18 protein-coding genes are annotated in these 23,929 nt (G+C 69.1%); 13 read left to right on the top strand and 5 right to left on the bottom strand.

Annotated features, from left to right (window positions below; all coding sequences use genetic code 11):
• The first annotated feature begins 78 nt into the window (after nt 1–78).
• From SM757_RS12640 to SM757_RS12625, 4 genes are all read left to right on the top strand, one after another.
• The gene (locus SM757_RS12640; protein WP_322465734.1) at nt 79–1,383 is read left to right on the top strand and encodes a gallate dioxygenase; all 1,305 of its coding nucleotides are present in this window, start codon (nt 79–81) and stop codon (nt 1,381–1,383) included.
• Nucleotides 1,384–1,640: 257 nt separating this feature from the next.
• Nucleotides 1,641–2,906, top strand: coding sequence for an MFS transporter (locus SM757_RS12635; RefSeq protein WP_066341969.1), 1,266 nt, complete (start codon nt 1,641–1,643; stop codon nt 2,904–2,906).
• A gap of 99 nt (nt 2,907–3,005) precedes the next feature.
• Nucleotides 3,006–3,989, top strand: coding sequence for a Bug family tripartite tricarboxylate transporter substrate binding protein (locus SM757_RS12630; protein ID WP_238455934.1), 984 nt, complete (start codon nt 3,006–3,008; stop codon nt 3,987–3,989).
• A gap of 141 nt (nt 3,990–4,130) precedes the next feature.
• Nucleotides 4,131–5,468, top strand: a complete 1,338-nt coding sequence (locus tag SM757_RS12625; RefSeq protein ID WP_322465733.1) for a ferredoxin reductase family protein — start codon at nt 4,131–4,133, stop codon at nt 5,466–5,468.
• Nucleotides 5,469–5,596: 128 nt separating this feature from the next.
• On the opposite strand, the gene SM757_RS12620 is transcribed toward SM757_RS12625, so the two are convergent.
• The gene (locus SM757_RS12620; protein ID WP_322465732.1) at nt 5,597–6,277 is read right to left on the bottom strand and encodes a class I SAM-dependent methyltransferase; all 681 of its coding nucleotides are present in this window, start codon (nt 6,275–6,277) and stop codon (nt 5,597–5,599) included.
• 321 nt (nt 6,278–6,598) lie between these two features.
• On the opposite strand from SM757_RS12620, the gene SM757_RS12615 reads away from it, so the two are divergent.
• Together SM757_RS12615 and SM757_RS12610 are read left to right on the top strand one after the other, a co-directional pair.
• Nucleotides 6,599–6,763, top strand: coding sequence for a hypothetical protein (locus tag SM757_RS12615; RefSeq protein ID WP_322465731.1), 165 nt, complete (start codon nt 6,599–6,601; stop codon nt 6,761–6,763).
• 997 nt (nt 6,764–7,760) lie between these two features.
• Nucleotides 7,761–9,071, top strand: coding sequence for a hypothetical protein (locus SM757_RS12610; protein WP_322465730.1), 1,311 nt, complete (start codon nt 7,761–7,763; stop codon nt 9,069–9,071).
• A gap of 93 nt (nt 9,072–9,164) precedes the next feature.
• On the opposite strand, the gene SM757_RS12605 is transcribed toward SM757_RS12610, so the two are convergent.
• Entirely contained in the window at nt 9,165–10,931 is a 1,767-nt protein-coding gene (locus SM757_RS12605; protein ID WP_322465729.1) for an esterase/lipase family protein, read from the bottom strand.
• Between the two features lie 150 nt (nt 10,932–11,081).
• On the opposite strand from SM757_RS12605, the gene SM757_RS12600 reads away from it, so the two are divergent.
• The 6 genes from SM757_RS12600 (at nt 11,082) to SM757_RS12575 (ending at nt 18,311) form a co-directional block, all read left to right on the top strand.
• Nucleotides 11,082–11,879 carry an alpha/beta fold hydrolase gene (locus SM757_RS12600; RefSeq protein ID WP_322465728.1) on the top strand — a complete coding sequence of 266 codons (798 nt, stop codon included), beginning with the start codon at nt 11,082–11,084 and terminating at the stop codon, nt 11,877–11,879.
• Between the two features lie 323 nt (nt 11,880–12,202).
• Nucleotides 12,203–13,087: a TauD/TfdA dioxygenase family protein gene (locus SM757_RS12595; RefSeq protein ID WP_407655753.1), complete on the top strand. Its 885-nt coding sequence runs from the start codon at nt 12,203–12,205 to the stop codon at nt 13,085–13,087.
• 116 nt (nt 13,088–13,203) lie between these two features.
• Entirely contained in the window at nt 13,204–14,214 is a 1,011-nt protein-coding gene (locus SM757_RS12590) for an ABC transporter substrate-binding protein (RefSeq protein ID WP_322465726.1), read from the top strand.
• 36 nt (nt 14,215–14,250) lie between these two features.
• Nucleotides 14,251–15,063 (top strand): ABC transporter ATP-binding protein, encoded by an 813-nt coding sequence (locus SM757_RS12585; protein WP_322465725.1) that lies wholly within the window; start codon nt 14,251–14,253, stop codon nt 15,061–15,063.
• Nucleotides 15,060–16,007: an ABC transporter permease gene (locus SM757_RS12580; RefSeq protein ID WP_322465724.1), complete on the top strand. Its 948-nt coding sequence runs from the start codon at nt 15,060–15,062 to the stop codon at nt 16,005–16,007. The genes SM757_RS12585 and SM757_RS12580 overlap by 4 nt, the downstream gene beginning before the upstream one ends.
• Nucleotides 16,008–16,325: 318 nt before the next feature.
• Nucleotides 16,326–18,311, top strand: a complete 1,986-nt coding sequence (locus SM757_RS12575; RefSeq protein ID WP_322465723.1) for a methyl-accepting chemotaxis protein — start codon at nt 16,326–16,328, stop codon at nt 18,309–18,311.
• 45 nt (nt 18,312–18,356) lie between these two features.
• Here SM757_RS12575 and SM757_RS12570 read toward each other — a convergent pair whose 3' ends face one another.
• On the bottom strand, nt 18,357–19,229 hold the full coding sequence (locus tag SM757_RS12570; protein WP_066342327.1) for a DHHA1 domain-containing protein: 873 nt from the start codon (nt 19,227–19,229) through the stop codon (nt 18,357–18,359).
• A 140-nt stretch (nt 19,230–19,369) separates the two neighbouring features.
• The gene (locus SM757_RS12565) at nt 19,370–20,281 is read right to left on the bottom strand and encodes a TauD/TfdA dioxygenase family protein (RefSeq protein ID WP_322465722.1); all 912 of its coding nucleotides are present in this window, start codon (nt 20,279–20,281) and stop codon (nt 19,370–19,372) included.
• Between the two features lie 440 nt (nt 20,282–20,721).
• Here SM757_RS12565 and SM757_RS12560 point away from each other — a divergent pair, with 440 nt between their 5' ends.
• Nucleotides 20,722–21,537 (top strand): PEP-CTERM sorting domain-containing protein, encoded by an 816-nt coding sequence (locus tag SM757_RS12560; RefSeq protein WP_322465721.1) that lies wholly within the window; start codon nt 20,722–20,724, stop codon nt 21,535–21,537.
• Between the two features lie 154 nt (nt 21,538–21,691).
• On the opposite strand, the gene SM757_RS12555 is transcribed toward SM757_RS12560, so the two are convergent.
• The gene (locus tag SM757_RS12555) at nt 21,692–23,386 is read right to left on the bottom strand and encodes a 2-isopropylmalate synthase (RefSeq protein WP_322465720.1); all 1,695 of its coding nucleotides are present in this window, start codon (nt 23,384–23,386) and stop codon (nt 21,692–21,694) included.
• Nucleotides 23,387–23,929: the final 543 nt, after the last annotated feature.

Here is a 23,929-nt window from a genome sequence, read left to right as displayed (position 1 = left end):
TATGCGGGCGGGGGCGCGTCCCTAGAGTCGCGTCCTCGTTTGCAGCCCGCGCAAGCCCAATCAGGGAGAACCACCCGCATGGCAACCATCATTGGCGGCATCGCCGCGTCCCACACGCCCACCATCGGCTTCGCCTTCGACCGCGACAAGCGCCACGACCCGGCCTGGCAGCCGGTGTTCGAAGCCTTCGACCCGGTGCGCCAGTGGATCAAGGACCAGCGCCCCGACGTGCTGCTGCTGACCTACAACGACCACATCACCTCCTTCTTCTTCGACCACTACTCGGCCTTCGCGCTGGGCATTGGGCAGGAGTGGCACGTGGCCGACGAGGGCGGCGGCGCCCGCGACCTGCCCCCCATCGCCGGGCACCCGCAGCTTGCCGCGCACATCGCGCAGTCGCTGGTGGGCGAGGAGTTCGACCTGTCGTGCTTCCAGGGCAAGCCGCTGGACCACGGCTGCTTCTCGCCGCTGTCCATGCTGTGCGAGCACCAGCCGGACTGGCCCGCCAAGCTGGTGCCGCTGCAAATGGGCGTGCTGCAGTTCCCCATTCCCACGGCGCGCCGCTTCTACAAGCTGGGCCAGGCGCTGCGCCGCGCGATCGAGAGCTACCCCGAGGACTTGCGCGTGGCCGTGGTCGCCACCGGCGGCCTGTCGCACCAGGTGCACGGCGAGCGCGCGGGCTTCAACAACGTCGAGTGGGACCACCAGTTCCTGGACCTGTTCGAGAAGGATCCCGAGCAGCTCGCCGACATGACGCACGCCGAGTACGCGGCGCTGGGCGGCATGGAAGGCGCCGAGGTCATCATGTGGCTGACCATGCGCGGCGCGCTGGGCGCCAAGGTGGCTTGTAAACACCGCAGCTACTACCTGCCCTCCATGACGGGCATCGCCACCGCCATCTTCGAGTGCGACGCAGGTCCGCTGCCGCAAAGCGTGCTGGAGCGCCACCGCGAGGCCATGGGCAAGCAGCTCCAGGGCGCGGAGAAGCTGCAGGGCACCTACCCGTTCACCGTGGAACGCAGCGTCAAGGGTTACCGGCTCAACCGCTTCCTGCACGACCTTATCATCCCCGCGCAGCGCGCGCGTTTCCTGGCCGAGCCCGAGGCCGCGTTGGCCGGCGCGGGGCTCACCGAGCAGGAGCGCGACATGGTGCGCCGCCTGGACTGGCGCGCCCTCATCCAGTACGGCGCGAGCTTCTTCGTCCTGGAGAAGCTGGGCGCGGTCGTGGGCGTCTCCAACCTGCACATCTACGCCGCCATGCGCGGCCAGACGCTGGAGCAGTTCCAGGCCACGCGCAACGCGCCCGGCGCGCTGTACTCGGTGGCCGGCAAGGACGCCGCCAGCCTGAGCTGGGACCAGCCGGCCGAGAAGGCCCAGGCCTGAGGCCCGGCCCGGCACCGCCGGGCGCCTTGCCCTGCGCGCGCTTTCCTTCCCCCGCCTGAACCGCGCGCCCAACCGGGCGCGTGTGCGCAGCGCTGCGCGCTTGGCGCTTGCAGCGCCCGCCGCCGATCACCAACGACACGGAGACGACAGTGAGCTCGACCCCCACCGCGATCCCGTTTTCCCCTTCTGAGACAACAGTGAATTCCTCAACCGCAAGCAGCCCGGTGGACGTGCGCACGTTCATCAACGGCCGCGCCATGTCAGGCTACCAGTGGCTGGTGCTGGCGCTGTGCTTCCTCATCGTCGCGGCCGACGGCATGGACGTGGCCATCATGGGCTTCGTCGCGCCCACCATCCTGCAGGAGTGGGGCATCTCGCGCGCGGCCTTTGGCATCGTCATGAGCGCCGCGCCCTTCGGCCTGGTCGTGGGCGCGCTCTTCGCCGGTCCGGCTTCGGACAAGGTGGGCCGCAAGAAGGTGCTGGTCGGCTCGGTGCTGGCCTTTGCGCTGCTCACGCTGGCCGCTTCCTACGCGCAGGACGTGACGCAGCTCGCCCTGCTGCGCTTTCTCACCGGCATCGGCCTGGGCGCGGCCATGCCCAACACGAGCACGCTGCTGTCGGAGTACGTGCCTGAGCAGCGCCGCTCGCTCATGGTCACGCTCATGTTCACCGGCTTCAACCTGGGCTCGGCGGTGGTGGGCTTCGTGGCGGCGTCGCTGATCCCCGTGTTCGGCTGGCGCGCCGTGCTGGTGGCCGGCGGCCTGGTGCCGCTGGCGCTGGTGCCGCTGCTGATCTGGCTGCTGCCGGAGTCCTCGCGCTTCCTGGCCGTGCGCGGCGCGCCCTCGCAGCGCATCGCCGCCACGCTGGGCCGCGTGTGCAACACCCTCTTTCCCGCCGGCACCACGTTCGTCTCCCAGGAGCCCCCGGCGCCGGCCCGCACCCCCGTGCGGCTGCTGCTGTCCAAGGGTTTCACCTTGATGTCCGTGTCGCTTTGGGTCACGTACTTCATGGGTCTCATGGTCATTTACCTGCTCACCGGCTGGTTGCCCACGCTGTTCAAGGACGCGGGCCTGACCGTCTCGCAGGCGGCCAACATGACGGCCATGTTCCAGATCGGCGGCACCGCGGGCGGCGTGTTCGTGGGCTGGCTCATGGACAAGCGTGCGCCCACGCGCGTCATCAGCCTGGCTTATTTCGCAGGCGCCTTGGCCGTGCTGCTGCTGGCCTTCAACGGCGCAATGTCCGCGGCGCTGGGCCTGCTGGTGGCGCTGGTGGGCTTTTGCATGAGCGGCGCGCAGACGGGGCTGAACGCCTATGCGCCGTCCTGCTACCCGACGGTGGCCCGTGCCACCGGCGTGAGCTGGATGCTGGGCATGGGCCGCTTCGGCAGCATCTTCGGCTCGGCCATAGGCGGCGTGCTGCTGGGGCTGGGCTGGAGTTTCGAGACCATCCTGTCGCTGCTGGCCCTCCCCGCGGCGCTGGCCGCCGCCGCGGTGCTGCTGGGCCGCCGCAGCGGCGACTGACAAAATCGCCGCCGAGAAGCGCCGCGGCGCGCGCCCGGCAACCGGCGGGCGCCGGCAAGGGTCTGCGCTCCTGTCATCCTTCGCCCCATGAAGTCAGCAATGAGCACGCAAACCCCGTCCTCCCGCCGACGCGGCCTGCTGCTGGGGGCCCTGGGCGCCCTCGCCGGGGCAAGCGCCGCGCAGGCCCAAACGGCCAGGCCGCTGCGCCTGGTCGTGCCCTTTCCGCCCGGCGGCTCCACCGACATCCTGGCCCGCGCCATCGGCGCCCGCCTGGGCCCGGCCCTGGGCCAGACGGTGGTCATAGACAACAAGCCCGGTGCCGGCGGCTCCTTGGGCGCCACCGAGGTGGCCCGCGCCGAGGCCGACGGCAACACCCTGCTCATGGGCCACATCGGCACGCTGGCGGTCAACCCCGCGCTCTACCCCAAGCTGGCCTACGACCCCTTGAAAAGCTTCGTGCCCGTGGCCTGGGTGGCGCGCGTGCCCAACGTGCTGGTGGTCAACGCCGCCTCGCCCTGCAAGAGCCTGGCCGACCTCATCGCCCAGGCCCGGGCCAGGCCCGGCCAGCTCAGCTATTCGTCGGGCGGCAACGGCAGCGCCGCCAACATCGCCTTCGAGTACCTGAAGCTCAGGGCCAACTTCCCCATGCTGCACATCCCCTACAAGGGCACGGCGCCGTCGGTGACGGACCTGCTGGGCGGCCAGGTGGACGCCACCTTCACCGGCGCACCCGGGGTGCTGCCGCACGTGCGCAGCGGCAAGCTGCGCGCACTGGCCGTCTCCAGCCCGCAGCGCATGGCCGTGCTGCCCAACGTGCCCACCGTGGCCGAAAGCGGCATGCCCGGCTTCGACGCCGACCAGTGGTACGGCATCGTCGCCCCCGCGGGCACGCCTGCGGCGGTGGTGGCACGGCTCAATGCCGAGATCAACCAGGCGCTGCAGACGCCCGCCGTGGTAGAGCAGCTTGCCGCCGAGGGAGCCATCCCCACGCCCAACAGCCCCAAGGCTTTCGGCGACCTCATCGCCCGCGAGATCCCGCGCTGGGCCGAGGTGGTCAAGGCCGGCCACGTCAAGCTGGATTGAGGGCGCGCCCTCCGCCGTCGCCAGCCACATTCCTTCACACGCCAGCCCAACCCGGGACATGTGCCGGTGCTGCAATGCAGCCAAGCCGCCGGGGTGGCGGCCGCTGCGCCGCCCTGGCAGGTGCCTTGAAACTGCCCTGTCATGAACCGCATAAAAATTGCCCTCACGGCGCTGCTGGCCCTTCTGGCCGGCACCTGGCTGCTGGCCGACACGCTTTTCCCCTCGCCTTTGGGCTACTTCCCCTTCCGCACGGTGTTCGTCCAGCTCAGCGGCGTGGTGGCCGTGGGCGCCATGAGCGTGGCCCTGCTGCTGGCGCTGCGCCCGCGCTGGCTGGAGCCGCACCTGGACGGCCTGGACAAGCTCTACCGCCTGCACAAGTGGCTGGGCATCACGGCCCTCGTGGCCGCCACGGCGCACTGGTGGGTCGCCAAGGGCACGAAATGGATGGTCGGCTGGGGCTGGCTGGTGCGGCCCCCGCGAGGCCCGCGGCCTGACCCGTCCACGCTGGGCGCCGTCGAAGGCTTTTTGCGCAGCCAGCGCGGCCTGGCCGAAACCATGGGCGAATGGGCCTTCTATGCCGCGGCCGTGCTGCTGGTGCTGGCGCTGGTGAAGTGGTTTCCCTATCACCTGTTTCGCAAGACGCACAAATGGCTGGCGCTGGCCTATCTGGTGTTCGCCTGGCACGCCGTCGTGCTCTTGAAATTCGAGTACTGGCGCCAGCCCGTGGGCTGGTTGATGGCGCTGCTGCTCGCGGGCGGCGTGGCCGCCGCGCTGCTGTCGCTGGCCGGGCGCATAGGCGCCGGCCGCAAGGTGGCCGGCGTGGTGGAGGCCGTGGAAGCGCACCCCGCGCTGCGCGTGGTGGAGTCGCGCATCGCGCTGCAGCCGGGCTGGCCGGGGCACGCGGCCGGGCAGTTCGCCTTTGCCATGTCCGACCCGCGCGAGGGCCCGCATCCCTACACCATCGCCTCGGCCTGGGACGCCCAGGCCGGCACCATCAGCTTCATCACCAAGGCCCTGGGCGACCACACGGCGCGGCTGGCCGAGCGGCTGAAACCCGGCATGCCGGTGACGGTGGAAGGCCCCTACGGCTGCTTCGATTTCGACGACGGCCTGAAGAGCCAGGTGTGGATAGGCGCGGGCATAGGCATCACGCCCTTCGTGGCGCGCATGAAGCAGCTCGCCGCGCAGGGGCAGTGCCTGGAGGTGGACCTGTTCCACCCCACCGCCGTGCTGGAGCCCGCGGCCCTGGCCAAGCTGGAGGCCGATGCCCGCGCCGCCGGCGTGCGGCTGCACGTGCTGCTGGACGGGCGCGACGACCGCCTCACGGGAGAGCGGCTGCGCGCGGCCGTGCCGGAATGGGCCACGGGCAGCGTGTGGTTCTGCGGCCCGCCGGCCTTCGGCCAATCCCTGCGCAAGGATTTGTGCAGGCACGGCCTGCCGGGGCGGCATTTCCACCAGGAGTTGTTCCATTTCCGGTGAGACGCAGGGCGGGCAGCGCACGGGCCTACAGGCGCACAGGGCGCGAGTCGCAAGCTCGCATGCCGCTTGAACGGTAACTTTCGGCCGGGACGGCAAGCGGAATGCGCGCAAGACCGCGGCCTGGCGACTCAGGCCCTGCTTCCCACCCAGCCGCGGAACGAGAAGGCTGCATAGAACAGCTCCACGTCGACGAAGCCAGCGTCACGCAGCAAGGCTTCCTCCTCGCGCGGCGTGAGCAGTGGCAGCCGCTGGGTCATCAGCGTGCCGGCGGCCGCGGTGCTTGCCCGATCCGGACGGGCTCCGGCCCCGAAAGCAACCGATCGCGCCATCCACCGCTCGGCGTTTTCTCCGGGCGGCGCGTGATGGGCCACCACCAAGCGTGCGCCCGGCTTCAGGCGGCGATGGATCTCCCGCAGCGTCCGCAACCGTTCGCCTCGGTCCAGGAAATGCAGCGTGAGAAGGCAGGTGGCGCCATCGAAGGGCCCGGCGGTGACCTGATCGACGAGCCCCGTCACAAGCTCAACCCTTTCCGCGAAAGATGCAACGGCCTGGTGCGCAAGAGCCAGCATCGCGGGTGACGGGTCCACGCCGGTGAAGCGCCAGTCCGGCTGTGCCGTGGCCAGGGACAGGAGCTCCAGCCCGCCGCCGGCGCCGACGGCAAGCACATGGGCCGCAGCCGGCGCTTGCTCGGCCAGCAGCAGCGCGGCCATCCGGTGGAGATCGGCGAGGCCGGGCACCTTGCGCGGGGTGTCGCTCGCGTAGGACGCGACGGTGGCCGGGTCCGTGAAGTTCGAGGGCCTGTCCTGCATTGCGATGCCTCAGTGGTGGACGACGAGCGAGCCGTGCGCCGCGAGCCGCCATAGTGGCGTGAAATTTCACGGATGAAGAGAAGCGGCTTGCGACTCGCACCAATGGGCGCGCAGGTGCGCCATGCGCTGGGTTCGCCCGTGTAAGAACCCGCCTACAGCACGGCGGCTTTCGATCCGTCCCGAACACTGCGCTTTATCGGTTTGTGGCGCCCGCGCTGCCTGGAGATACTGAATCCAGGTTGATCGATAAGCCTCTTGCTTCACCACGCGGCGGGAAGCGGGACAAAGGCCATCAACGGGAAATTTCAGGAGTAGTCCACCATGCTGAAAATGCTCAAATCCAACGCCTATATCCTGGTGCTTGCCCTGGGCGTCATCGCTTCAGGCGGCCAGATATATGCCCAATCGGACGACGTGATTGGCGACTTGGGCGCCTGCCTGGCCATCAATCCGCCGACGGACTGCAAAAACATCATGCCCAAGTGATGAGGCTCGAATTGAATGGGCGCGAAGAAGAGGAAAGCCACACTGCGGTGTGGCTTTCCTGTTTTTGGGCGCGTCAATTTCACTGGGAGAAACAGGCCGCCTACGCCGCCAGCGCAATGAGTACGGGCGCTACCGCCAGCAGCGCAATGCCGGCGACCGTGGCCCATTTGCGCTCGTCCGGCGCCGCGCAGGGCCCCGGCGGGGGCGATTGCCGGGCGTATTGGCCCAGCATCGCGGGCTGGAGGTGGACAAGTGCGGCGGGATTCAAAGCGGTTCCTTTGGGCGGCGCGCTGCGCGGCCGGCGGCCAGTCGTTGCACGGCAGGCCATTGCACCGCCGCTGCATGACCGTGTCGTGTCAACACGGCACTTTCACGCTCAGCCGTTCGCCGTCAGCCGTTCGGCGAAGGCGCTCGGCGTGAAGCTGCCCCCACCGCCGACGACAGCAGCGGGCCGGTGACGCCTGCCCGCTTGGAGATGTCTTGTCTGCGCCATACCGGGGCGGCCTTGGTTTTGCGGGACGAGGGCTGGGAGTATGTCGCCGCACCGAAAAGCGGCACGTCGCCGTGAAATAATTCGCGGCATTCGGCTATCAAGTATTTTCAGGTACTGCCGAATTTGATCCAGCGCAGTAGTTACACTTTTCAATCAAGTTCTTTGGTTTGCCGCCCATAAACGGTGCCGGCCGACGGGTAGGCAGCCACGTCAGGTGCGCCACTTCTCCAGTGACACAATCGCGAAACAGTCCTTCGAGACCTTGTTTCGCATGCGGTTACTCCAGAAACATTGTCTAACAGCCGCTTGCCTTATCTGCGTCTGTACACGGCCGAAACATAAGGCACGCCGCCACTGAAATCCGCAAACAAATAGTCGGGTTAACTGGCGGAAGAGACCAAATAAATACCTCGCATAAATACCTGGACCGCACCGTCATAAAGGCGCGGCGGGACCAGTCTTGGCGTTGAAAAGCGTTTTTTGAATTTTGCGGCACTGAACACCATGAAGTACTCTTTCCAATCCCGTGTGGCTCTGACCGGTTCCATGATCTCGCTGGCGGTGATGCTGGCGGCCTGTGGCGGTGGTGAAGACGAAACCGCGGCGCAAGCCGAATCGGCCCAGGCCGTGGCCCTGGAGTCGGCCAAGGAAGTCACTTCCACGACGAGCTCCGACGGCTTCATGCCGGAAGTCACGCCGGACGCCTGGGAACTGGCCAACGACCCCACGGTGGAACAGAGCTTCCTGGCCGCCATGCAGCAGAAGGCCGCGTCGGCGCCGCTGCTGTCCGCGGCGGTGACCGATGCCCGCGTCAAGTGGAACCCGGGCCACTACATCGCGCTGGGCCGCCGCGACGCGACGACCCTGCAGCAGGCACTCACCGAGATCAAGGACCTGCCGCAGGTCAAGGGCCTGATCCTGCGCTACGAGTGGCCGCAGATCGAGACGTCCAAGGGCGTGTACGACTTCACCCGCATCGACCGCGACCTGGCCCTGGCGCAGTCCGCCGGCAAGCGGCTGTGGGTCATGGTCGGCACCAAGGTGTTCACCGCCGGTGGCCGTGCCGTGCCCGACTACATGCACACCGCCGAGTACGAAGGCGGCGCGTACAAGATCCTGATCGGCGCCCGCGACGCCCTGGGCAGCAACGAGCGCTACGGCGAGAACGCCGCGCTGCACAACGTGAAGGTGCGCGACCGCCTCATCGCCCTGGCCACGGCCCTGGGCAACCGATACAACCGCAACAACGCGTTCGAAGGCATGACCTTCAACGAGACGGCCATGGGCCAGATGGCGGTGCCGCTGACCACCACGCAGCGTACGGCCTACTTCACCAACCTGGCGGCCGTGGACGCGGCCACCCAGCGCGCTTTCCCCAACACGGTGGCGATGCAGTTCATCAACTTCCCGCGTCCCTACATGGCCGGGCTGATCACCAACATGGTGAACAGCAAGGTGGCGCTGGGCGGGCCGGACATCCTGATGCAGGACCCCGACCTCACCAACAACATCTATCCGCTGTACGACCTGGCCAAGGGCAAGGTGCCGGTGGGCCCCTCGGTGCAGCCCGAGAACTACCTGACCACCGTGCAGAACGGCCCGCTCAACCCGCCCAAGATCAGCGACCTCTATGCCTTCGGCCGCAACCGGCTGGGCGCCAACTACATGTTCTGGACGCGCTCCTTCACCGGCTCTCCGGCGCCCTACCCCAAGGTCCTGGAGTTCTTCAAGTCCAGCGCCTTCCCCAAGGACAGCAGCGGCGGCCTGAACGCCACCTGCCCCTCCACCTACGCCGCCTGCGTGCCCAAGCTCTGAGCACCTGAAGCGCAGCAGTCTTCATCGAGTTCTCCTCCAGTCTTGACAGCGGGCCCTTGCGGCCCGCTTTTTTTTTGCCTGCTCGCGCCGCGTTCAGGGGCGGACTTCCACGGCCAGGAAAGCGTGGCGCTCCAGGGGCAGATCGCCCGCGCGGGCGCGCGCCACGATGTCCACGCCATGCAGCCCCGGCTGGGTGGCGCGCCAGGCCACGCCGCGGCGCTCGCCCTCGCCCTGCATTTCCAGCGTCAGCGTGCTGCCGTCGGGCTGGCGCACCAGCGCGTACATGGCCACGGCCTGCAGCGTGTGGGCCGGGTGCCGCAGCTCGGCGCCGAGCTGCACCGCCTGGCCGCGCGCGGCCGACGCCGGGCTGGCCTCGGCGCGCAGCACGGCGCCGCCGGCCACGCGGGCGGAGAGGGCGTAGTCCGTGGCCTGGCGCGGGGCGAACAGCGTCACGCGCCAGGGGCCCGGGCGCGGGTTGGCGAAGCCGTAGCCCAGCGTCAGCAGCGAGGCCGGATCGTCCACCTTGACCAGCCCGTGCTCGCGCGCCGTGAGCGCGATGGTGCGGCCGCTGGCGCCGCGCACCGTGATCTCCAGCTCGCGGCTGGGATCGAACAGCGCGAAAGCGGCCACCGCCACGTCGTCGAGCTGCACTTCGACCTCCACGCGGCTGCCCGCCTCCACGTGGCCGCTGGCCACCTGCGCGAACTGCGCGGCCGGCGCGTCGTCGCCCATGAAGGCCTCGGCGTCGTCCGCGGCTTGCGTGGCGCCGCGCCGCAGCAGCGGCAGCACCCGGCGATGGAAGACCTCGGCGGAGGCCGTCATGTCGGTGTGCAGCACGGGCAGCCGCATCACGTCGCCCGGGATGGCCGAGGCGCTGGCCACGCTGACCACGCTGTCGCTGGGCACGTCGCTGCAGGGGGCGCGGAAACCTTCGGCGATGGCGTCGCCGGCCAGCAGGTGGAAGGGCACGCCGTGCCGGCGCGTGATGCCGCGGTTGAAGATGTCGCGCACGTAGCTTGGGCGCAGCTCCAGCGCCGCGGGGCCCAGCACGCCCAAGGTGGTCGCCAGGGCCGAGCAGTCCGAGCCCCCATGCGGCGAGCCCAGCATGACGAGCTGCGCCACGTCGCGCCCGCCCATGAGCCGGGCCACGTAGTAGCGCGCCACCAGCCCGCCCATGCTGTGTGCCACCACGTCCACGAGCTGCGCGCCGGTGCGGCGCTTGACGCCCGCGATGTAGCGCTGCAGCGCGGTGGCGTTCTCCGGCAGGGTCTTGGTGGCGCTGCGCAGGCGCGAGAGCGCGCCGGTGTCCAGGCTGCCCTCGGCCTGGCCGTCGCCCACGGCCCAACCGTGCAGGCCGGCGCGGGAGAGGAAGCCGTCGGCCGCGGTGTAGGCGGCCCAGGTGCCGTGGTCGGACATGAAGCCGTGCACCAGCACCACGGGGCGGGGTGTGACGGCAAGCGAGGCTGCGGCGCGCTCGCCACCCGCCTCGGCCCACAGGCGGCGCTGCGGTTGCGCGTCACCGGCGCCGCTCCAGAACCAGTCCAGCGTGCTCAAGGGTGCGGTGGTGCAGCCGCGCGCCGCGCGCGGCACGGTGCAGGTGGCGAGGGTGCGCCCGTCGTCCAGGCCGAAGGTGATGGACAAGGTGCGCGGCGCGGGCTGATCCAGCGCGGCGCGCAGGCGCAAGGGGTTGCCGTCCACCACGGTGACGGCGGGCGCGCCGTCGGCGCCGAGTGGCGTGAGCGACAGGCTCCCGGCCGCCAGGGCAGGCAGGGCCAGCGCCGGGCCCAGGGCGAAAACACACAGCAGCGGCAACCGACCCATGGCGTGATGGTGGGCGCGCGCTGCGCGAAAGGGTGTCACGGCTCGCAACGCGACTGCACCACACCGTGCCCACCCCGGCCTCATGCCCGGCCTGATCTCCGGCTTGAACCTCTGGCCGCCCGCGCGCAACCCAGCCGTATCAACCGCTGCCGGCGCTTTTCCCGTGGCCGGCACCCGACGGAGCCCGCCATGCCGCCTTCCCCCGAGCCGACCCCGCCCGGCACCCATGCCCGCGTCATCGCGCTGCACAGCAGCGCCAGTGGTGCGCGGCAGTGGGACGCCTGGCGCGAGCACCTGCCCGCCGCGCTGGAATTCACCACGCCGTCCCTCATGGGCTACGCCGGCGACAACCCCTGGCACGAGGACACGCCGGTGAGCCTGGCCGAGGAGGCCTGCCGCCTGGAGCCGCTGCTGGCGCACGGCGGCGTGCACCTGCTGGGCCATTCCTACGGCGGCGCGGTGGCGCTGGAGCTGGCGCTGCGCTGCCCGCAGCGGGTGCTCAGCCTCACGCTGTACGAGCCGGTGCGCTTCGGCGTGCTGCGCATGCACGACACGCGGACCGCTTGGCAGGCCGTGCTGGCACTGGGCCAAGCCGTGCGCGAGCACGTGCGCGCGCGGCGCCTGCACGAGGCCGGGGCCCTGTTTGTCGACTACTGGAGCGGCGCCCGCGCCTGGGAGCACTGCACGCCGCGCCGCCGCGAGGCCATCGCGGCCTGCATGCCCAAGGTGGACGCGGAGTTCGCCGCGCTGTTCGCGGACGCCCGGCCGCTGTCCGCCTTGTGCCGGCTGCGCATGCCGGTGCGGCTGCTGGCGGGCAGCGCCTCGCCGGCGCCCGTGCTGCGCGTCGCGCACCTCCTTGCCGCAGCGCTGCCCAACGCTGGCCTGTGCCAGCTCGACGGCCTGGGCCACATGGGGCCCGTGACGGCGCCGGCACAGGTGGCCGCGGCGGTGTTTTCGCGGCCGCTGCCGACCCCAGCGCAGGCCTGACCGAATACGCCGCCGCGGAAAAGAGCAGGGCTGTCACAGACCCATGTGCAACATACGCGATACAGCTTGATCCACCAAACAATCACCTGACGACCTCGCCGTACCTGCTCTGGGCACGCCAACCCTCACTCTCCTCCTGTTCGACCCTTCTCCCACCTTCCACGGCACGAACCCATCGCCACGGAGTCCACATTCCCAATAGCCGTCAGGGTGTCACGTGTATGTTGTTGCAGCTCACTCGCTGAGCAACGAAGCTCATTCGGCTTGCTTCGTTCCGTACACGCAAGGCGCTTCCTAGACTGGGCCGACTTTCAGCCGTCTTGATGCGTGTCATGTCCCAGCAGTCTCCCCAAGCCGAATTCGACATCCGCCCCCTCCCCGGCCCGCTGGGCGCCGAGGTGATCGGGCCGGACCTCTCGCAGCCGCTGTCCGAAGCGGGATTCATCCGCCTGCACCGCGCCCACCTGGACCATCACGTGCTGGTGTTTCGCGACCAGCACGCGCTCACGCCGCAGCAGCAGGTGGCGTTGAGCGCACGCTTCGGCCCGCTGCAGCGCCACGTGCTCAAGCAGTTCGCGCTGCCGGAGCACCCGGAGGTGCTCGTGGTGTCCAACATCGTGGAGGACGGCAAGCCCGTCGGCCTGGGCGACGCGGGGCACTTCTGGCATTCCGACCTGTCCTACAAGCCGCGGCCCAGCCTGGGCTCCTTCCTGCACGCGCAGGAACTGCCCGCCGAGGGCGGCGACACCCTCTTCGCCAACCAGCACCTGGCCTACGACACGCTGCCCGCGAAACTGAAGCAGGCCGTGGCCGGGCGCCGCGCCGAGCACTGGTACCTGAAGCGCTACGCCGAGCTGCAACAGCGCAGCCCCTGGCGGCCGGACCTCACGCCGCAGCAGATCGCCGAGGTGCCGCCGGCCGTGCACCCGGTCGTGCGCACGCACCCGGAAAACGGCCGCCCGGCGCTTTTCGTCAGCGAGCACTTCACGACCCGCGTGCTGGAGCTGCCGCCAGAGGACAGCGATGAGCTCCTCGAAGCGCTGTTCCTGCACTCGACCCAGCCGGAATTCGTCTACCGCCACCGCTGGCGCGCCGGCGACCTGGTGTTCTGGGACAACCGCTCGGTGCAGCACCTGGCCACCGGGTGCCCGGCCCACCAGCGCCGGCGCCTGAACCGCACCACGATCGAAGGCGACGTGCCGGCCTGAAGCCGCGCCCGCCGCTTGCGCCCCCGATGCCGCCGCCCGCGCGGCGTCACAGCGCCCCGACACCCCCGACCCCACACCCATTACCCGGCGCCCCGCTGCAGGCGCCCGCCACGCCCATGAACACCACCGCCAAGCGCCTGGCCGCCCTGGCCCTGGCCGGCCTGCTTGCCGCCGGCACCGGCGCCGCGCGCGCCGAAGGCCAGATCCGCATCGCCGACCAGTTCGGCATCGTCTACTTGCTGCTGGACGTCGCCAAGGACCAGAAGCTCATGGAAAAACACGGCAAGGTTCAGGGCCTGGACATCGCCGTGACGCAGGTGACCCTTTCCGGCGGCAGCGCCATGAACGACGCGCTGCTCTCCGGCTCGCTGGACATCGCCGCCGCGGGCGTGGGCCCCATGCTCACGCTGTGGGACCGCACCCGCGGCCGCCAGAACGTGCGCGGCGTGGCCTCGCTGGGCAATTTCCCGTACTACCTGGTCAGCACCAACCCGGCAGTCAAGACCATTGCCGACTTCAGCGAGAAGGACCGCATCGCGCTGCCTGCCGTGGGCGTGTCGGTGCAGTCGCGCATCCTGCAGATGGCCGCGGCCAAGACCTGGGGCGACGCGCAGCACGCGAAGCTGGACAAGATCAGCGTCACGCTGCCCCACCCCGAGGCGGCCGCCGCCATCAGCAAGGGCGGCACCGAGATCACGGCCCACTTCGCCAACCCGCCCTTCCAGGAGCAGGAGCTGGCCGCCAACCCGGCCGCGCACGTGGTACTCAAGAGCTACGACGTGCTCGGCGGCCCGGCCTCCGCCACCGTGCTCTACACGACCGAGAAGTTCCGCAGCGACAACCCCAAGACCTACCGCGCCTTCACCGCCGCGCTGGCCGAGGCCGCGCAGTGGATAGCCGCCAACCCCGAGGCGGCCGCGGAGCTGTTCATCCGCGTCAACAAGAGCAAGGTGGAGCGCAAGCTCGTCCTCGACATCGTCAAGAGCCCCGAGGTCCAGTTCAAGCTCACGCCGCAAAACACGTTCGCGCTGGCGGACTTCATGCACCGCGTGGGCGCCATCAAGAACAAGCCCGCCTCGGCGCGCGACTACTTCTTCGACGACCCGCACAACGCGGGCGCCAACTGAGCCGCGCCGCTCGAACCACCGCACAAGGAGTTGCGCATGCAATCACATGAGCCGACCGCCGCGACGCCCGCGCCGCTGCTGCGCGCCGAGGGCGTGAGCCTGGAGTACACGGCGGGCGAGCGCGTGGTGCGCGCCACGCACCGCGTCTCTTTCGACCTCCACCCGGCGGAGCGCCTCGTCCTGCTCGGCCCGTCGGGCTGCGGCAAGTCCTCGCTGTTGAAGGCGTTGGGCGGCTTCATCGCGCCGGTGGAAGGCCGCATCACCCTGGACGGCCGGCGCATCACCGGCCCCGGGCCGCAGCGCGTGATGGTGTTCCAGGAGTTCGACCAGCTCCCGCCGTGGAAGACGGTGCTGCACAACGTGATGTTCCCGCTGCTGGCCTCCGGCCAGGCCCCACGCGCCGAGGCCGAGCGCCGCGCGCTGCGCGTGCTGGAGCAGGTTGGGCTCGCATCCTTCGCGCACGCGCATCCGCACATGCTCTCCGGCGGCATGAAGCAGCGCGTGGCCATCGCCCGCGCGCTGGCCATGCAGCCGCGCATCCTGCTCATGGACGAGCCCTTCGCCGCGCTGGATGCGCTCACGCGCCGGCGCATGCAACAGGAGCTGCTGGCGCTGTGGGCGCAGGTGCGCTGCTCTCTGGTCTTCGTCACGCACTCCATCGAGGAGGCGCTGGTGGTGGGCCACCGCATCGTCCTGCTCTCGCCCCACCCGGGGCGCGTTCGCGCCGAGCTGAACGCCCACGCGTTCGACCTGGAGAGCGTGGGCAGCCCCGCCTTCCAGGCGCAGGCGCAGCGCATCCACCACCTGCTGTTCGAAGAGACGGCACAACCCGAGGCGGCAACAGCATGAGCGCAGTCTTCACGTCCCTGCCCGGCACGGCGCTGCGTGCCGATGCGCGCACCTCCGGCAGCGAGGCCTTGCACCCCGCCGCGGGCGAGCCGCCCGTGAAGGCCGAGGTGGAATTCGAGCTGGCGCCCTGCACCGCCACGCCCGTGGAACGCGCACTGCCCTGGACGCGGCGGCTGCTGGACAACGCGCCGCTGCGCCGCGCGGCCATCCTGGCGGCACTGGCGCTCGTTTGGGAGCTGCTGGCGCGCTGGACGGACAACGACCTCTTGTTGCCCACCTTCGCCGCCACGGCGCGCGCCTTCGCGGCGGGCTTCCTCAGTGGCGAGCTGCTGGAGAAGGCGGCCATCTCGCTGTCGCTGCTGCTGCAGGGCTACGTGCTGGGCATCGCCGCGGCTTTCGCGCTCACCGCGCTGGCGGCCAGCACGCGGCTTGGGCGCGATCTGCTCTCCACCCTCACGGCCATGTTCAATCCGTTGCCGGCCATCGCGCTGCTGCCGCTGGCGCTGCTGTGGTTCGGCCTGGGGGCGCAAAGCCTGCTCTTCGTCCTGGTGCACGCCGTGCTGTGGCCGCTGGCGCTGGCCACGCACGCAGGTTTCCAGAACGTGCCGGAGGTGCTGCGCATGGCCGGACGCAACTACGGGCTCACGGGGCTGCGGCTGGTGGTGCACATCCTCATCCCGTCGGCGCTGCCGGCCATCCTGTCGGGGCTGCGCATCGCCTGGGCCTTCGCGTGGCGCACGCTGATCGCGGCGGAGCTGGTCTTTGGCGCCACCTCCGGCCAGGGCGGCCTGGGCTGGTACATCTTCCAGAACCGCAACGAGCTCTACACCGACCGCGTCTTCGCCGGGCTGGCCTGCGTCATCGTCATCGGCCTGGCCATCGAAAACCTCGTCTTCGCCACGCTGGAGCGCATCACCGTGCGCCGCTGGGGCGTGCAGCGCTGAGCTGCGGCCGATGGTGGCGCACGCACCAATCCGGCACAGGCGGCTGGTCACGCTGGTGCATTGACGGGGCCGTTGGGCCGCCCGCCCGGCCGAAGCCGCTTCCCATCGGGGAGCCGGCCTTGGCACAGGCTTTGCATACAAGTAGTTACATGAGGGGCCGGTGACGGCCCGTCTGCCAATTGGTCCAACGGCGGACCGATAAGAACAGGACAAAGGCGTCCCACAGCCCGCAGCGCGCGATGCGCCGCGGCTGAGGGACGCCTTTTGTCTTTCGGGTCAGGAAATTTCAGTGCGAGCCCAATGAACCAGAACACGGCCATGCCCCCCGCCACCGCGTCCGGCACCAGCACGCGGTCCACGCATCCCTCCACCGTTCCCGCCTTCTTCCTGCACCACGGCCTCATGGCGCCGGGCATGCGGCTGTTTCGCAGCGTGGGCTTTCCGGCCAAGGCGACGGCGGTGTCGCTGGCCTTCCTGGTGCCGCTGCTGCTGCTGGCTTTCTCGTTCTGGTCGGTGAGCACGGACAACATCGCCTTCTCGGCCGCGGAGCGCCGCGGCGTGGAGTACGCGCGCGCGCTCATGTCGCTGCTGGACGCCGCGCAAAACCGCCGCCGCGCCGCCACCGCCGGCGCCCCCGACCTGCCCAAGGCCCAGCAGGCCGTGCAGGCGGCCTGGGACCAGCTGCTCGCCACGCACGAGCGCCTGGGCACGGAATTCAAGCTGCAGGAGCGCTGGCAGACGCTGCAGGCCCAGGCGCAGCAACTGGCCTCGCAGCCGCAGCGGGACCAGCCCGCGGCCACCTTCGCCGTGCATTCGCAATTCATCGCCGAGGCGCTGGACCTGCTCAGCGACATGGCCGACGCCTCCAACCTCACGCTGGACCCCGACATCGACACCTACTACCTCATGCGCGCCGGCGTGGACCTGCAGCCGCGCCTGGCGGAGGTGCTGGGCCGCATGCGCGGCGCGGGCAACGCGGCGCTGCGCAGCGGGCAGCTCGGCAGCGAGCAGCGCGACCAGATCGCCAGCGCGCTGGCCTTCGCCACCATGTGGGAGCTGGAGCTCGGCAGCTCGGTCAAGCGCGCGCTGCGCGCCGACGAGGGCATCGCCGCCGAGGTGCGGCTGGACGAGGCCTTGAAGGAAAGCACCGGCTTCATGCAGCGCGTGCGCGAGCAGGTGCTGGCCCAGACGCCGCAGGGCGACGCCGAGGCCTTCGTGGCGCTGGGCAACCGCGCCGTTGCCGACCACTACGCCGGCATCGAGCGCGTGCTGGCCTCGCTGGACAAGCGGCTGGCGCTGCGCGTGGACAGGCTGCAGCAGGCCATGTGGGTGAAGCTGGGCGTGTCGGCGGCGGGCATCGCCATCGCCCTCTACCTGCTGCTGGCCTTCTACCGCGTGACCTTGGGCGGGCTCGACGAGATCGCGCGCCAGTTGCGCGAGCTCTCGCACGGCAACCTGACGCTGCACCCCCAGCCCTGGGGCCGCGACGAGGTGGCGCAGCTCATGAGCACGCTGGCCGCCACGCTGGACGCGCTGCGCGGCACGGTGGCGCAGGTGCGCACAGGCGCCAGCGAAATCGACACCGCCAGTCGCGAGGTGGCCATGGCCTCCATGGACCTGTCCAAGCGCACCGAGCAGGGCGCGGCGCAGTTGCAGCGCACGGCCGCGGCCATGTCCCAGATCGGCCAGACGCTCAACCAGTCCGCCGGCAGTGCCGCCAGCGCGGCCGGCATGGTGGCGCACAACGCGCAGGTGGCCCAACAGGGCAGCGAGGTGGTGGCCGAGGCGGTGCGCACTATGGGCGGCATACGCGACTCCTCGCAGCGCATCGCGGAAATCGTCGGGACCATAGACGGCATCGCCTTCCAGACCAACATCCTGGCCCTGAACGCCGCCGTGGAAGCGGCGCGCGCGGGCGAGGCCGGCCGCGGCTTCGCGGTGGTGGCCGCCGAGGTGCGCGCCCTGGCGCAGCGCAGCGGCGCGGCCGCGCGCGAGATCAAGCAACTCATCGAGGGCAGCGTGGCGCGCGTGCAGGAGGGCTCGGAGGTCGTCACGCAGGCCGGCGCGACCATGACGGACATCGTGGGCCACGCCGAGCGCATCAAGGACCTGATCCAGGCCATCAACCACGGCACGGCCGAGCAGACGCAGGGCCTGCAGGAGGTGGGCCACGCCGTGGAGCAGCTCGACGCCATGACGCAGCAAAACGCCACGCTGGTGGAGCAGACGGCGGCCGCCGCTTCGACGCTGAGCACCAACGCGCGGCGGCTGAACGAGGAGGTGGCGTTCTTCAGGCTGCCGTGAGGCGCATGCACCGCGGGGCGTGCGCCGCGGCGCCGCGCGCCCGGTTCACGCCACGGCAGCGCCGGACGTGAGCTCGCCCCGCACCACGTCCATCACCCGCTCGCCGGGCAAGATGAAAGCCGCCGCCTGCGCGTGGCCGCCGCCGCCAAAGCGCGCGGCCAGCCGCTCGACGTCGAAGCTCTTCACCGAGCGCAAGCTGCACTTGAGGCGGCCCTGCTGGTCCACACGCCAGATCAGGCTGAACGTGCCGCTCTTTTGCGCCAGCAGGCTGCCCACGGCGCTGGCGAAGTCCGAGGGGGCGTTGACCATCAGCCCCGCCTCGCCGTCTATGCGTATGGCCGCAGGCTGCTCGGCGATGGCGGTGCACAGCGCGTCGAACTTGGCTTCCATCGCCACGCCGCGCTCCACCATGCGCTGCCGCTCCGGCTCGCTTTGCTCCAGCACGGCCTTCCAGGCCGGGAACTCGGTGGGCAGCAGGTCCAGCGCGGCGAGGAAGGGGCGCGCGTCCGGCACGTCCCAGGTCCACAGGTCGCGCGCCTGCACGGCCTGCAGCAGGTAGGGCACCGGCTTGCCGGGATGGAAGAACTCCCAGGCGATGACGGCGCCGGAGCGCCCAAGGTCGAAGTGCAGGCGGTGCTCGCAATCGAGCTGGATGCAGTGCAGCCGCTTCTGCGCGGAGACGTGGTGGTCCAGCAGCGTGATGCTGCGCGCCTGCGTGCCCAGGGCGCGCATCACGTCCGGCTCGAAGGAGTAGTCCAGGATGAAGACGTCGCGGCCGGCCACCTCCGGCGTGGGCTCGCCGTAGACGCAGGGCCGGTATTCGGCCGAGTCGCCCAGCGCCAGCCAGGCGGAGAGGGCGGCACCGAAGCCGTCGGCGCATTTGCCGTGGTAGAGGACGAGGGTCTTGGGCGAGGACATGCGCGGGGCCTTTGTGGGTGTGCCCCATTCTCGCCGGCGGCCGCCGCGGGGTGTTTGCGCCGCGCAACGCCGCAGGCAGCGCCATCGTTCGGCCGGCAGGCCCGCGGCAAGCGGCGGCGCCGGAGGCGCCCGCCGCGCGCTCAGGCCCTGGGGCCCTCCTCCAGGCACACCGAGACGCGCTCGCCCCAGCGCTCCTGCGGGAAGTAGTCCCACACCGCATGGTGCTGCGTGGCCCAGTTGTCCCAGAACAGCAGCGTGCCGGGCTCCCAGTGCACGCGCACCTGGAAGGCGAGGTGCCTGCGCACGTGGGCGTAGAGCTGCTGCAGCACGGCGCTGCTCTCGTCGCGGCCGAGCTGCACGATGTGGCTGGTGAACGCCTCGTTGACGAACAGGAATTTGCGTCCCGTGTGGGGATGCGTGGCCACCACCGGGTGCTCGCTGGCCGGGAAGGCCTTGCCCGGCGCGGGCCTGGCGCCGTAGCCGGCCGTCCAGGCCTGCGCGCCGTCGTGCAGGGCGGTCAGGCCCTGCAGGAAGCGCTTGTAGGGCTCGGACAGCGACTCGTAGGCCAGCTCCATGTTGGCGAAGGCCGTGTCCCCGCCGCCGCCCGGCGGCAGCCGGGTCACGCGCAGGAAGGAGCCCCAGATGGGCGCCGCATCGCACGACACGTCGTGGTGCCAGGCGTCGCCCGCGGTGAAGCGCGACTGCGGCCCCGTCTGCCAGGCCAGGATTTCCGGGTCGTCCGTGCCCCCGGCCACCACACGGTCCTTGGCCAGCACATGGCGGTGCAGCCGGCCGAATTGCCGCGCGAAGGCCTTGTGCTGCTCGCCGTCGAGCTGCTGGCCGCGGAAGGCCAGCACGAGGTACTCGCCCATGGCGCGGCGCAGCTCGTCCGTCTGCTGCGCGCCCAGCGGCCGCGACAAGTCCAGCCCTCGAATCTCGGCGCCCAGCGTCGGCGCCAGCGGCTTGAGCTCGAAGTGGCGGTAGGGCTGGCGCTCGCGGGCATGCCAGGCCTCGATGGCGGTCTTGTCGGCGAAGTCTTGGTAGAAGCTCATGGTCCTTGGTGGGCCCTCCCCGGGGCCGCGTTCGTTGCGTGACGAACGGCATCTTCCCGAGCGAGAACCCGGCCGCGAACGACGCATTGCGGATGAACATAGGACCTATCCGCAGCAAGCGCGAGAGCCCGCGCAACCAGGCTGCGCCACGTCAAGGCGCCGTGGCCGCGGCCATGGCAGGCGTTTACCTCGTGCGGGTATCGCGTCGAAACTCCTTTCCACGTCCACAACAAATTCCCCCAATTCGTGACAAAACCAGGCAACACCCCTTTACCCAAGTAAAGCGGCCAGCAAGGTCATTCAATTGATATTGAGCAGGCTTAGTATTCGTGCCGATTTCGGCACCGGATATTGATGAGCAATACCGTTTACCGAATTCAGCAGGATTAATTTTTCCAGGGAGACACGTTGATTTCTTAATTTTCAACGGAGATTCGCTGATGAAATTCCTTGTAATTGCCGCGGCCGCCGCGCTGGCCGCGCCCGCCATGGCCGGCGTGGGCTCCAGCGCCAGCCTCACGGGCCTGCGCTTCGATCTGGTGGACCTGGACACAGGTGACAGCGTGGCCCCGGGCATCAGCTTCACCGGCGTGTCGCACGTGCAGGCGCTCCTCACCCGCCACTACTGCACCAGCACGAGCCCGAACTGCGAAAACGACTACGCGGACTTCAACGGGCTCTCCAGCGTCGCGATGCAAAACGACGACCCCAATGGCATACCCAAGACGGCATTTGCCATGGCCTCGCAGGCGGGCCTGTTCGCCGGTGGCACCTTCGGCAGCACGGACAGCGGCGGCGCACGCACCAACAGCGACGAATACCGCGCCTATGCCCGCTTCCAGGGACGCCCAGGCATGCCGCTGTTCCAGCTCACGGCCCATACCGGCGTGCGCATCACCGCCCAATACACGCTGGACGCCTGGGTGGACCCCTGGCGAAACCCGCCGCGGGAATTCCGCCGGCAAGAAGATTCCAAGGCCGGATTCTTTTTCGATTCCAAATTCATGGAGGGCGATCCGATCAGGCATGAAATCACCGCCTTTTCCGACTGGATCTCGCCTCCGAATTACCAGCACGAAACCGGCCAGATTTCCGTGCTGCTGCGCAACGACAAGGACCACATGGCCACTATCTGGGGCAAGTGGGGCGCGGTGGCCGGCGGCACGCTGCCCTCCATCCCCGAACCCTCCACCTACGCGCTGATGCTCGCCGGCCTGGGCGTGCTGGGCGTGGCCGCGAAGCGGCGGCGGAGTTGAAACGGCGCGGGCTGCCGCGCCAAATGCGGACATTCACCTCCGGCGTGCCGATCGTGAATGTCCGTTTTCTTGCCTATTTTTTCCTATTGAATAAGGTGCTTCCACGCCACCGCGCCTTCTGAAATTCCAGCGCGGCAGGCCATGGAAGCACCTCTCAGGCGGCGGCCATTTCCCCTATCGGCCGCGGCAGGGCCTGAACGGCGCGCGATACCGCGGACAGAACGGCCAAAATGGAGGCCGTGGCCAGGTTTTCCGAAATGGCTGCACCGAAGCAGGTGCCCGGCAAACCCTCCAAGGCAATTTCCACAATGGCCAGGGCCTGGGCATCGGCACCTTGCTTCAGGCTTTTCTCCTCGTAAGCGTGGACGGAAACGGGCAGGCCCAACGCATGGACCGTGGCATCAATAGGCCCCGTGCCCATGCCGCGAATCACGCGGCGGCTTGCGGGTGGGCCCAGTTCGATGTCCACCTGCACGCCGTCGCCGTCCTGCCGCAAGGTGTGGTCCAGGTATTGAATGCCCTTTTCAGCCTGCGCGTGCGCATTCAGGTAGGAGGATTCGAACAGCTTCCACAAATCAGCGCCGGACAACTCCGCCTCGCTGGCATCGGCGGCCTTTTGCACCACAGCGCTGAATTCCACCAGCATGCGCCGCGGCAATACCACGCCATGCTCTCTTTCCAGCAAATAGGCGATGCCGCCCTTGCCGGATTGGGCGTTGACGCGAATGATGCCGTCATAGCTGCGCCCAATATCCGCGGGGTCCAGCGGCAGGTAAGGCACCTCCCAGACATCATCCCGGCGCTGCACGGCCAAACCCTTCTTGATGGCATCCTGGTGCGAGCCGGAAAAGGCCGTGAATACCAGGTCGCCGGCATAGGGGTGCCGCGGGTGGATGGGCAGACCGGTGGCGGTTTCCACGACACGGGCCAGGCCGGAAATGTCCGAAAAATCCAGCCCCGGGTGAATGCCGTGGGTATAGAGGTTCAAGGCCAGCGTCACCAGATCCACGTTGCCGCTGCGCTCGCCGTTGCCGAAAAGGCAGCCTTCCACGCGCTGCGCGCCGGCCAGCAGCGCCTGCTCCGCGCAGGCCACGCCCGTGCCGCGGTCGTTGTGCGGGTGCACGGACAGGACGACGTGCTCGCGGCGCTCCAGGCGCTGGTGCATCCACTCGATCTGGTCGGCGAACACGTTGGGCGTGCTCACTTCCACGGTGGTGGGCAAATTGATGATGATTTTCCGTCCCGGCCCCGCGTCCCAGGCGCGAATGGCCGTATTGCACGCCTGCAGGGAAACCTCCAGCTCCGTCATGCAGAAAGTCTCGGGGCTGTACTGCAATACCCATTCCGTTTCCGGGTGCTGGTCCGTGAGTTTCTTCACCAGGCTCACATGGTGCTCAATGAATTGCATGACCTCGGCCACGCTCATGTTGAACACGATGCGCCGCCACACCGGCGACGTGGCGTTGTAGAGGTGGACGATAGCCCGCCGGGCACCGGCCAGGGAAGCGATGGTTCTTTGAATCAAATCCTCCCGCGCCTGCGTCATGGCCATGGGCCAGACGTCCGAGGGAATCTCGCCGTTTTCCACGAGCTGCCTGACCACATCAAAATCGATTTGAGAGGCCGCGGGAAAACCGATCTCGATTTCCTTGAAGCCGGTGCGCACGAGGTGATGGAAAAACTCCAGCTTGCGCTCGCGGCTCATGGGTTCGAACAAGGCCTGGTTGCCGTCGCGCAGGTCGGTGGAAAGCCAGACGGGCGCATTTTCAATTTGGCGGTTCGGCCATTGGCGCTGCGGCAAATCAACGGCAGGCGGACGGCGGTAACGGGAAGCGGGGTTGGAGAGCATGGGCAGTCGCGTATTTGGAACACCGCCGATGGCGGTACGGGAAAAAATGACGGCATTTCCCTGCAGTCCTCTTAAAATCTCAAGAGACTGTTACGCGGCCGGGATTGGGGGAAATTCTGTTCGCCTGGAACAGCGGCAGTTCAATACCGCTCAGGCACGCGCCAACCCCGGCCGGGTGCTAGACCCGACTTTAGGACGAGGGTGGCGAAGAGATGCATGCCTTCAGTCTGCAACAGGCGCTGCAATATCGTCAACAACTTTTTGGCCGGCGTCGTGCGATTTCACCGCATGGATTGCGGAATATGAAAACCTGAAGGTCCTTCGAATTCTGCCCAGTTTGCCATCGATGTCCGCATGTTTGCCCTCTCGCTGGCCATGCGGCGTGGCAAGCGGCCTTGGGCCGTGAGCGGCTTGCACGATGGCCCTGCCGCAGGCAACGGGCAAGTTGTTTCGTTCTGAAAGCCCGCGTCCGCCAGGGCGCGCGAATTGCTGCAATGCAGCAAAATCCAAAAAACGATTGCCCCGGCAGCACAGGAGACGAAG

The organism is Azohydromonas lata (genome assembly GCF_034427735.1).
Classification (GTDB): Bacteria; Pseudomonadota; Gammaproteobacteria; order Burkholderiales; family Burkholderiaceae_C; genus Azohydromonas; species Azohydromonas lata.
The sequence above is the reverse complement of the archived record's forward strand: the minus strand, read 5'-3'. Positions and strand labels throughout refer to the sequence as shown.

What these genes read in the sequence shown, in the direction of transcription:
- SM757_RS12585 (WP_322465725.1), top strand. Translation starts at nt 14,251, where the DNA reads ATGCAATCACATGAGCCGACCGCCGCGACGCCCGCGCCGCTGCTGCGC.
- SM757_RS12570 (WP_066342327.1), bottom strand. Translation starts at nt 19,229, where the DNA reads ATGTCCTCGCCCAAGACCCTCGTCCTCTACCACGGCAAATGCGCCGAC.
- SM757_RS12610 (WP_322465730.1), top strand. Translation starts at nt 7,761, where the DNA reads ATGAAGTACTCTTTCCAATCCCGTGTGGCTCTGACCGGTTCCATGATC.
- SM757_RS12640 (WP_322465734.1), top strand. Translation starts at nt 79, where the DNA reads ATGGCAACCATCATTGGCGGCATCGCCGCGTCCCACACGCCCACCATC.
- SM757_RS12630 (WP_238455934.1), top strand. Translation starts at nt 3,006, where the DNA reads ATGAGCACGCAAACCCCGTCCTCCCGCCGACGCGGCCTGCTGCTGGGG.
- SM757_RS12575 (WP_322465723.1), top strand. Translation starts at nt 16,326, where the DNA reads ATGCCCCCCGCCACCGCGTCCGGCACCAGCACGCGGTCCACGCATCCC.
- SM757_RS12590 (WP_322465726.1), top strand. Translation starts at nt 13,204, where the DNA reads ATGAACACCACCGCCAAGCGCCTGGCCGCCCTGGCCCTGGCCGGCCTG.
- SM757_RS12555 (WP_322465720.1), bottom strand. Translation starts at nt 23,386, where the DNA reads ATGCTCTCCAACCCCGCTTCCCGTTACCGCCGTCCGCCTGCCGTTGAT.
- SM757_RS12580 (WP_322465724.1), top strand. Translation starts at nt 15,060, where the DNA reads ATGAGCGCAGTCTTCACGTCCCTGCCCGGCACGGCGCTGCGTGCCGAT.
- SM757_RS12625 (WP_322465733.1), top strand. Translation starts at nt 4,131, where the DNA reads ATGAACCGCATAAAAATTGCCCTCACGGCGCTGCTGGCCCTTCTGGCC.
- SM757_RS12615 (WP_322465731.1), top strand. Translation starts at nt 6,599, where the DNA reads ATGCTGAAAATGCTCAAATCCAACGCCTATATCCTGGTGCTTGCCCTG.
- SM757_RS12620 (WP_322465732.1), bottom strand. Translation starts at nt 6,277, where the DNA reads ATGCAGGACAGGCCCTCGAACTTCACGGACCCGGCCACCGTCGCGTCC.
- SM757_RS12600 (WP_322465728.1), top strand. Translation starts at nt 11,082, where the DNA reads ATGCCGCCTTCCCCCGAGCCGACCCCGCCCGGCACCCATGCCCGCGTC.
- SM757_RS12595 (WP_407655753.1), top strand. Translation starts at nt 12,203, where the DNA reads ATGCGTGTCATGTCCCAGCAGTCTCCCCAAGCCGAATTCGACATCCGC.
- SM757_RS12565 (WP_322465722.1), bottom strand. Translation starts at nt 20,281, where the DNA reads ATGAGCTTCTACCAAGACTTCGCCGACAAGACCGCCATCGAGGCCTGG.
- SM757_RS12635 (WP_066341969.1), top strand. Translation starts at nt 1,641, where the DNA reads ATGTCAGGCTACCAGTGGCTGGTGCTGGCGCTGTGCTTCCTCATCGTC.
- SM757_RS12560 (WP_322465721.1), top strand. Translation starts at nt 20,722, where the DNA reads ATGAAATTCCTTGTAATTGCCGCGGCCGCCGCGCTGGCCGCGCCCGCC.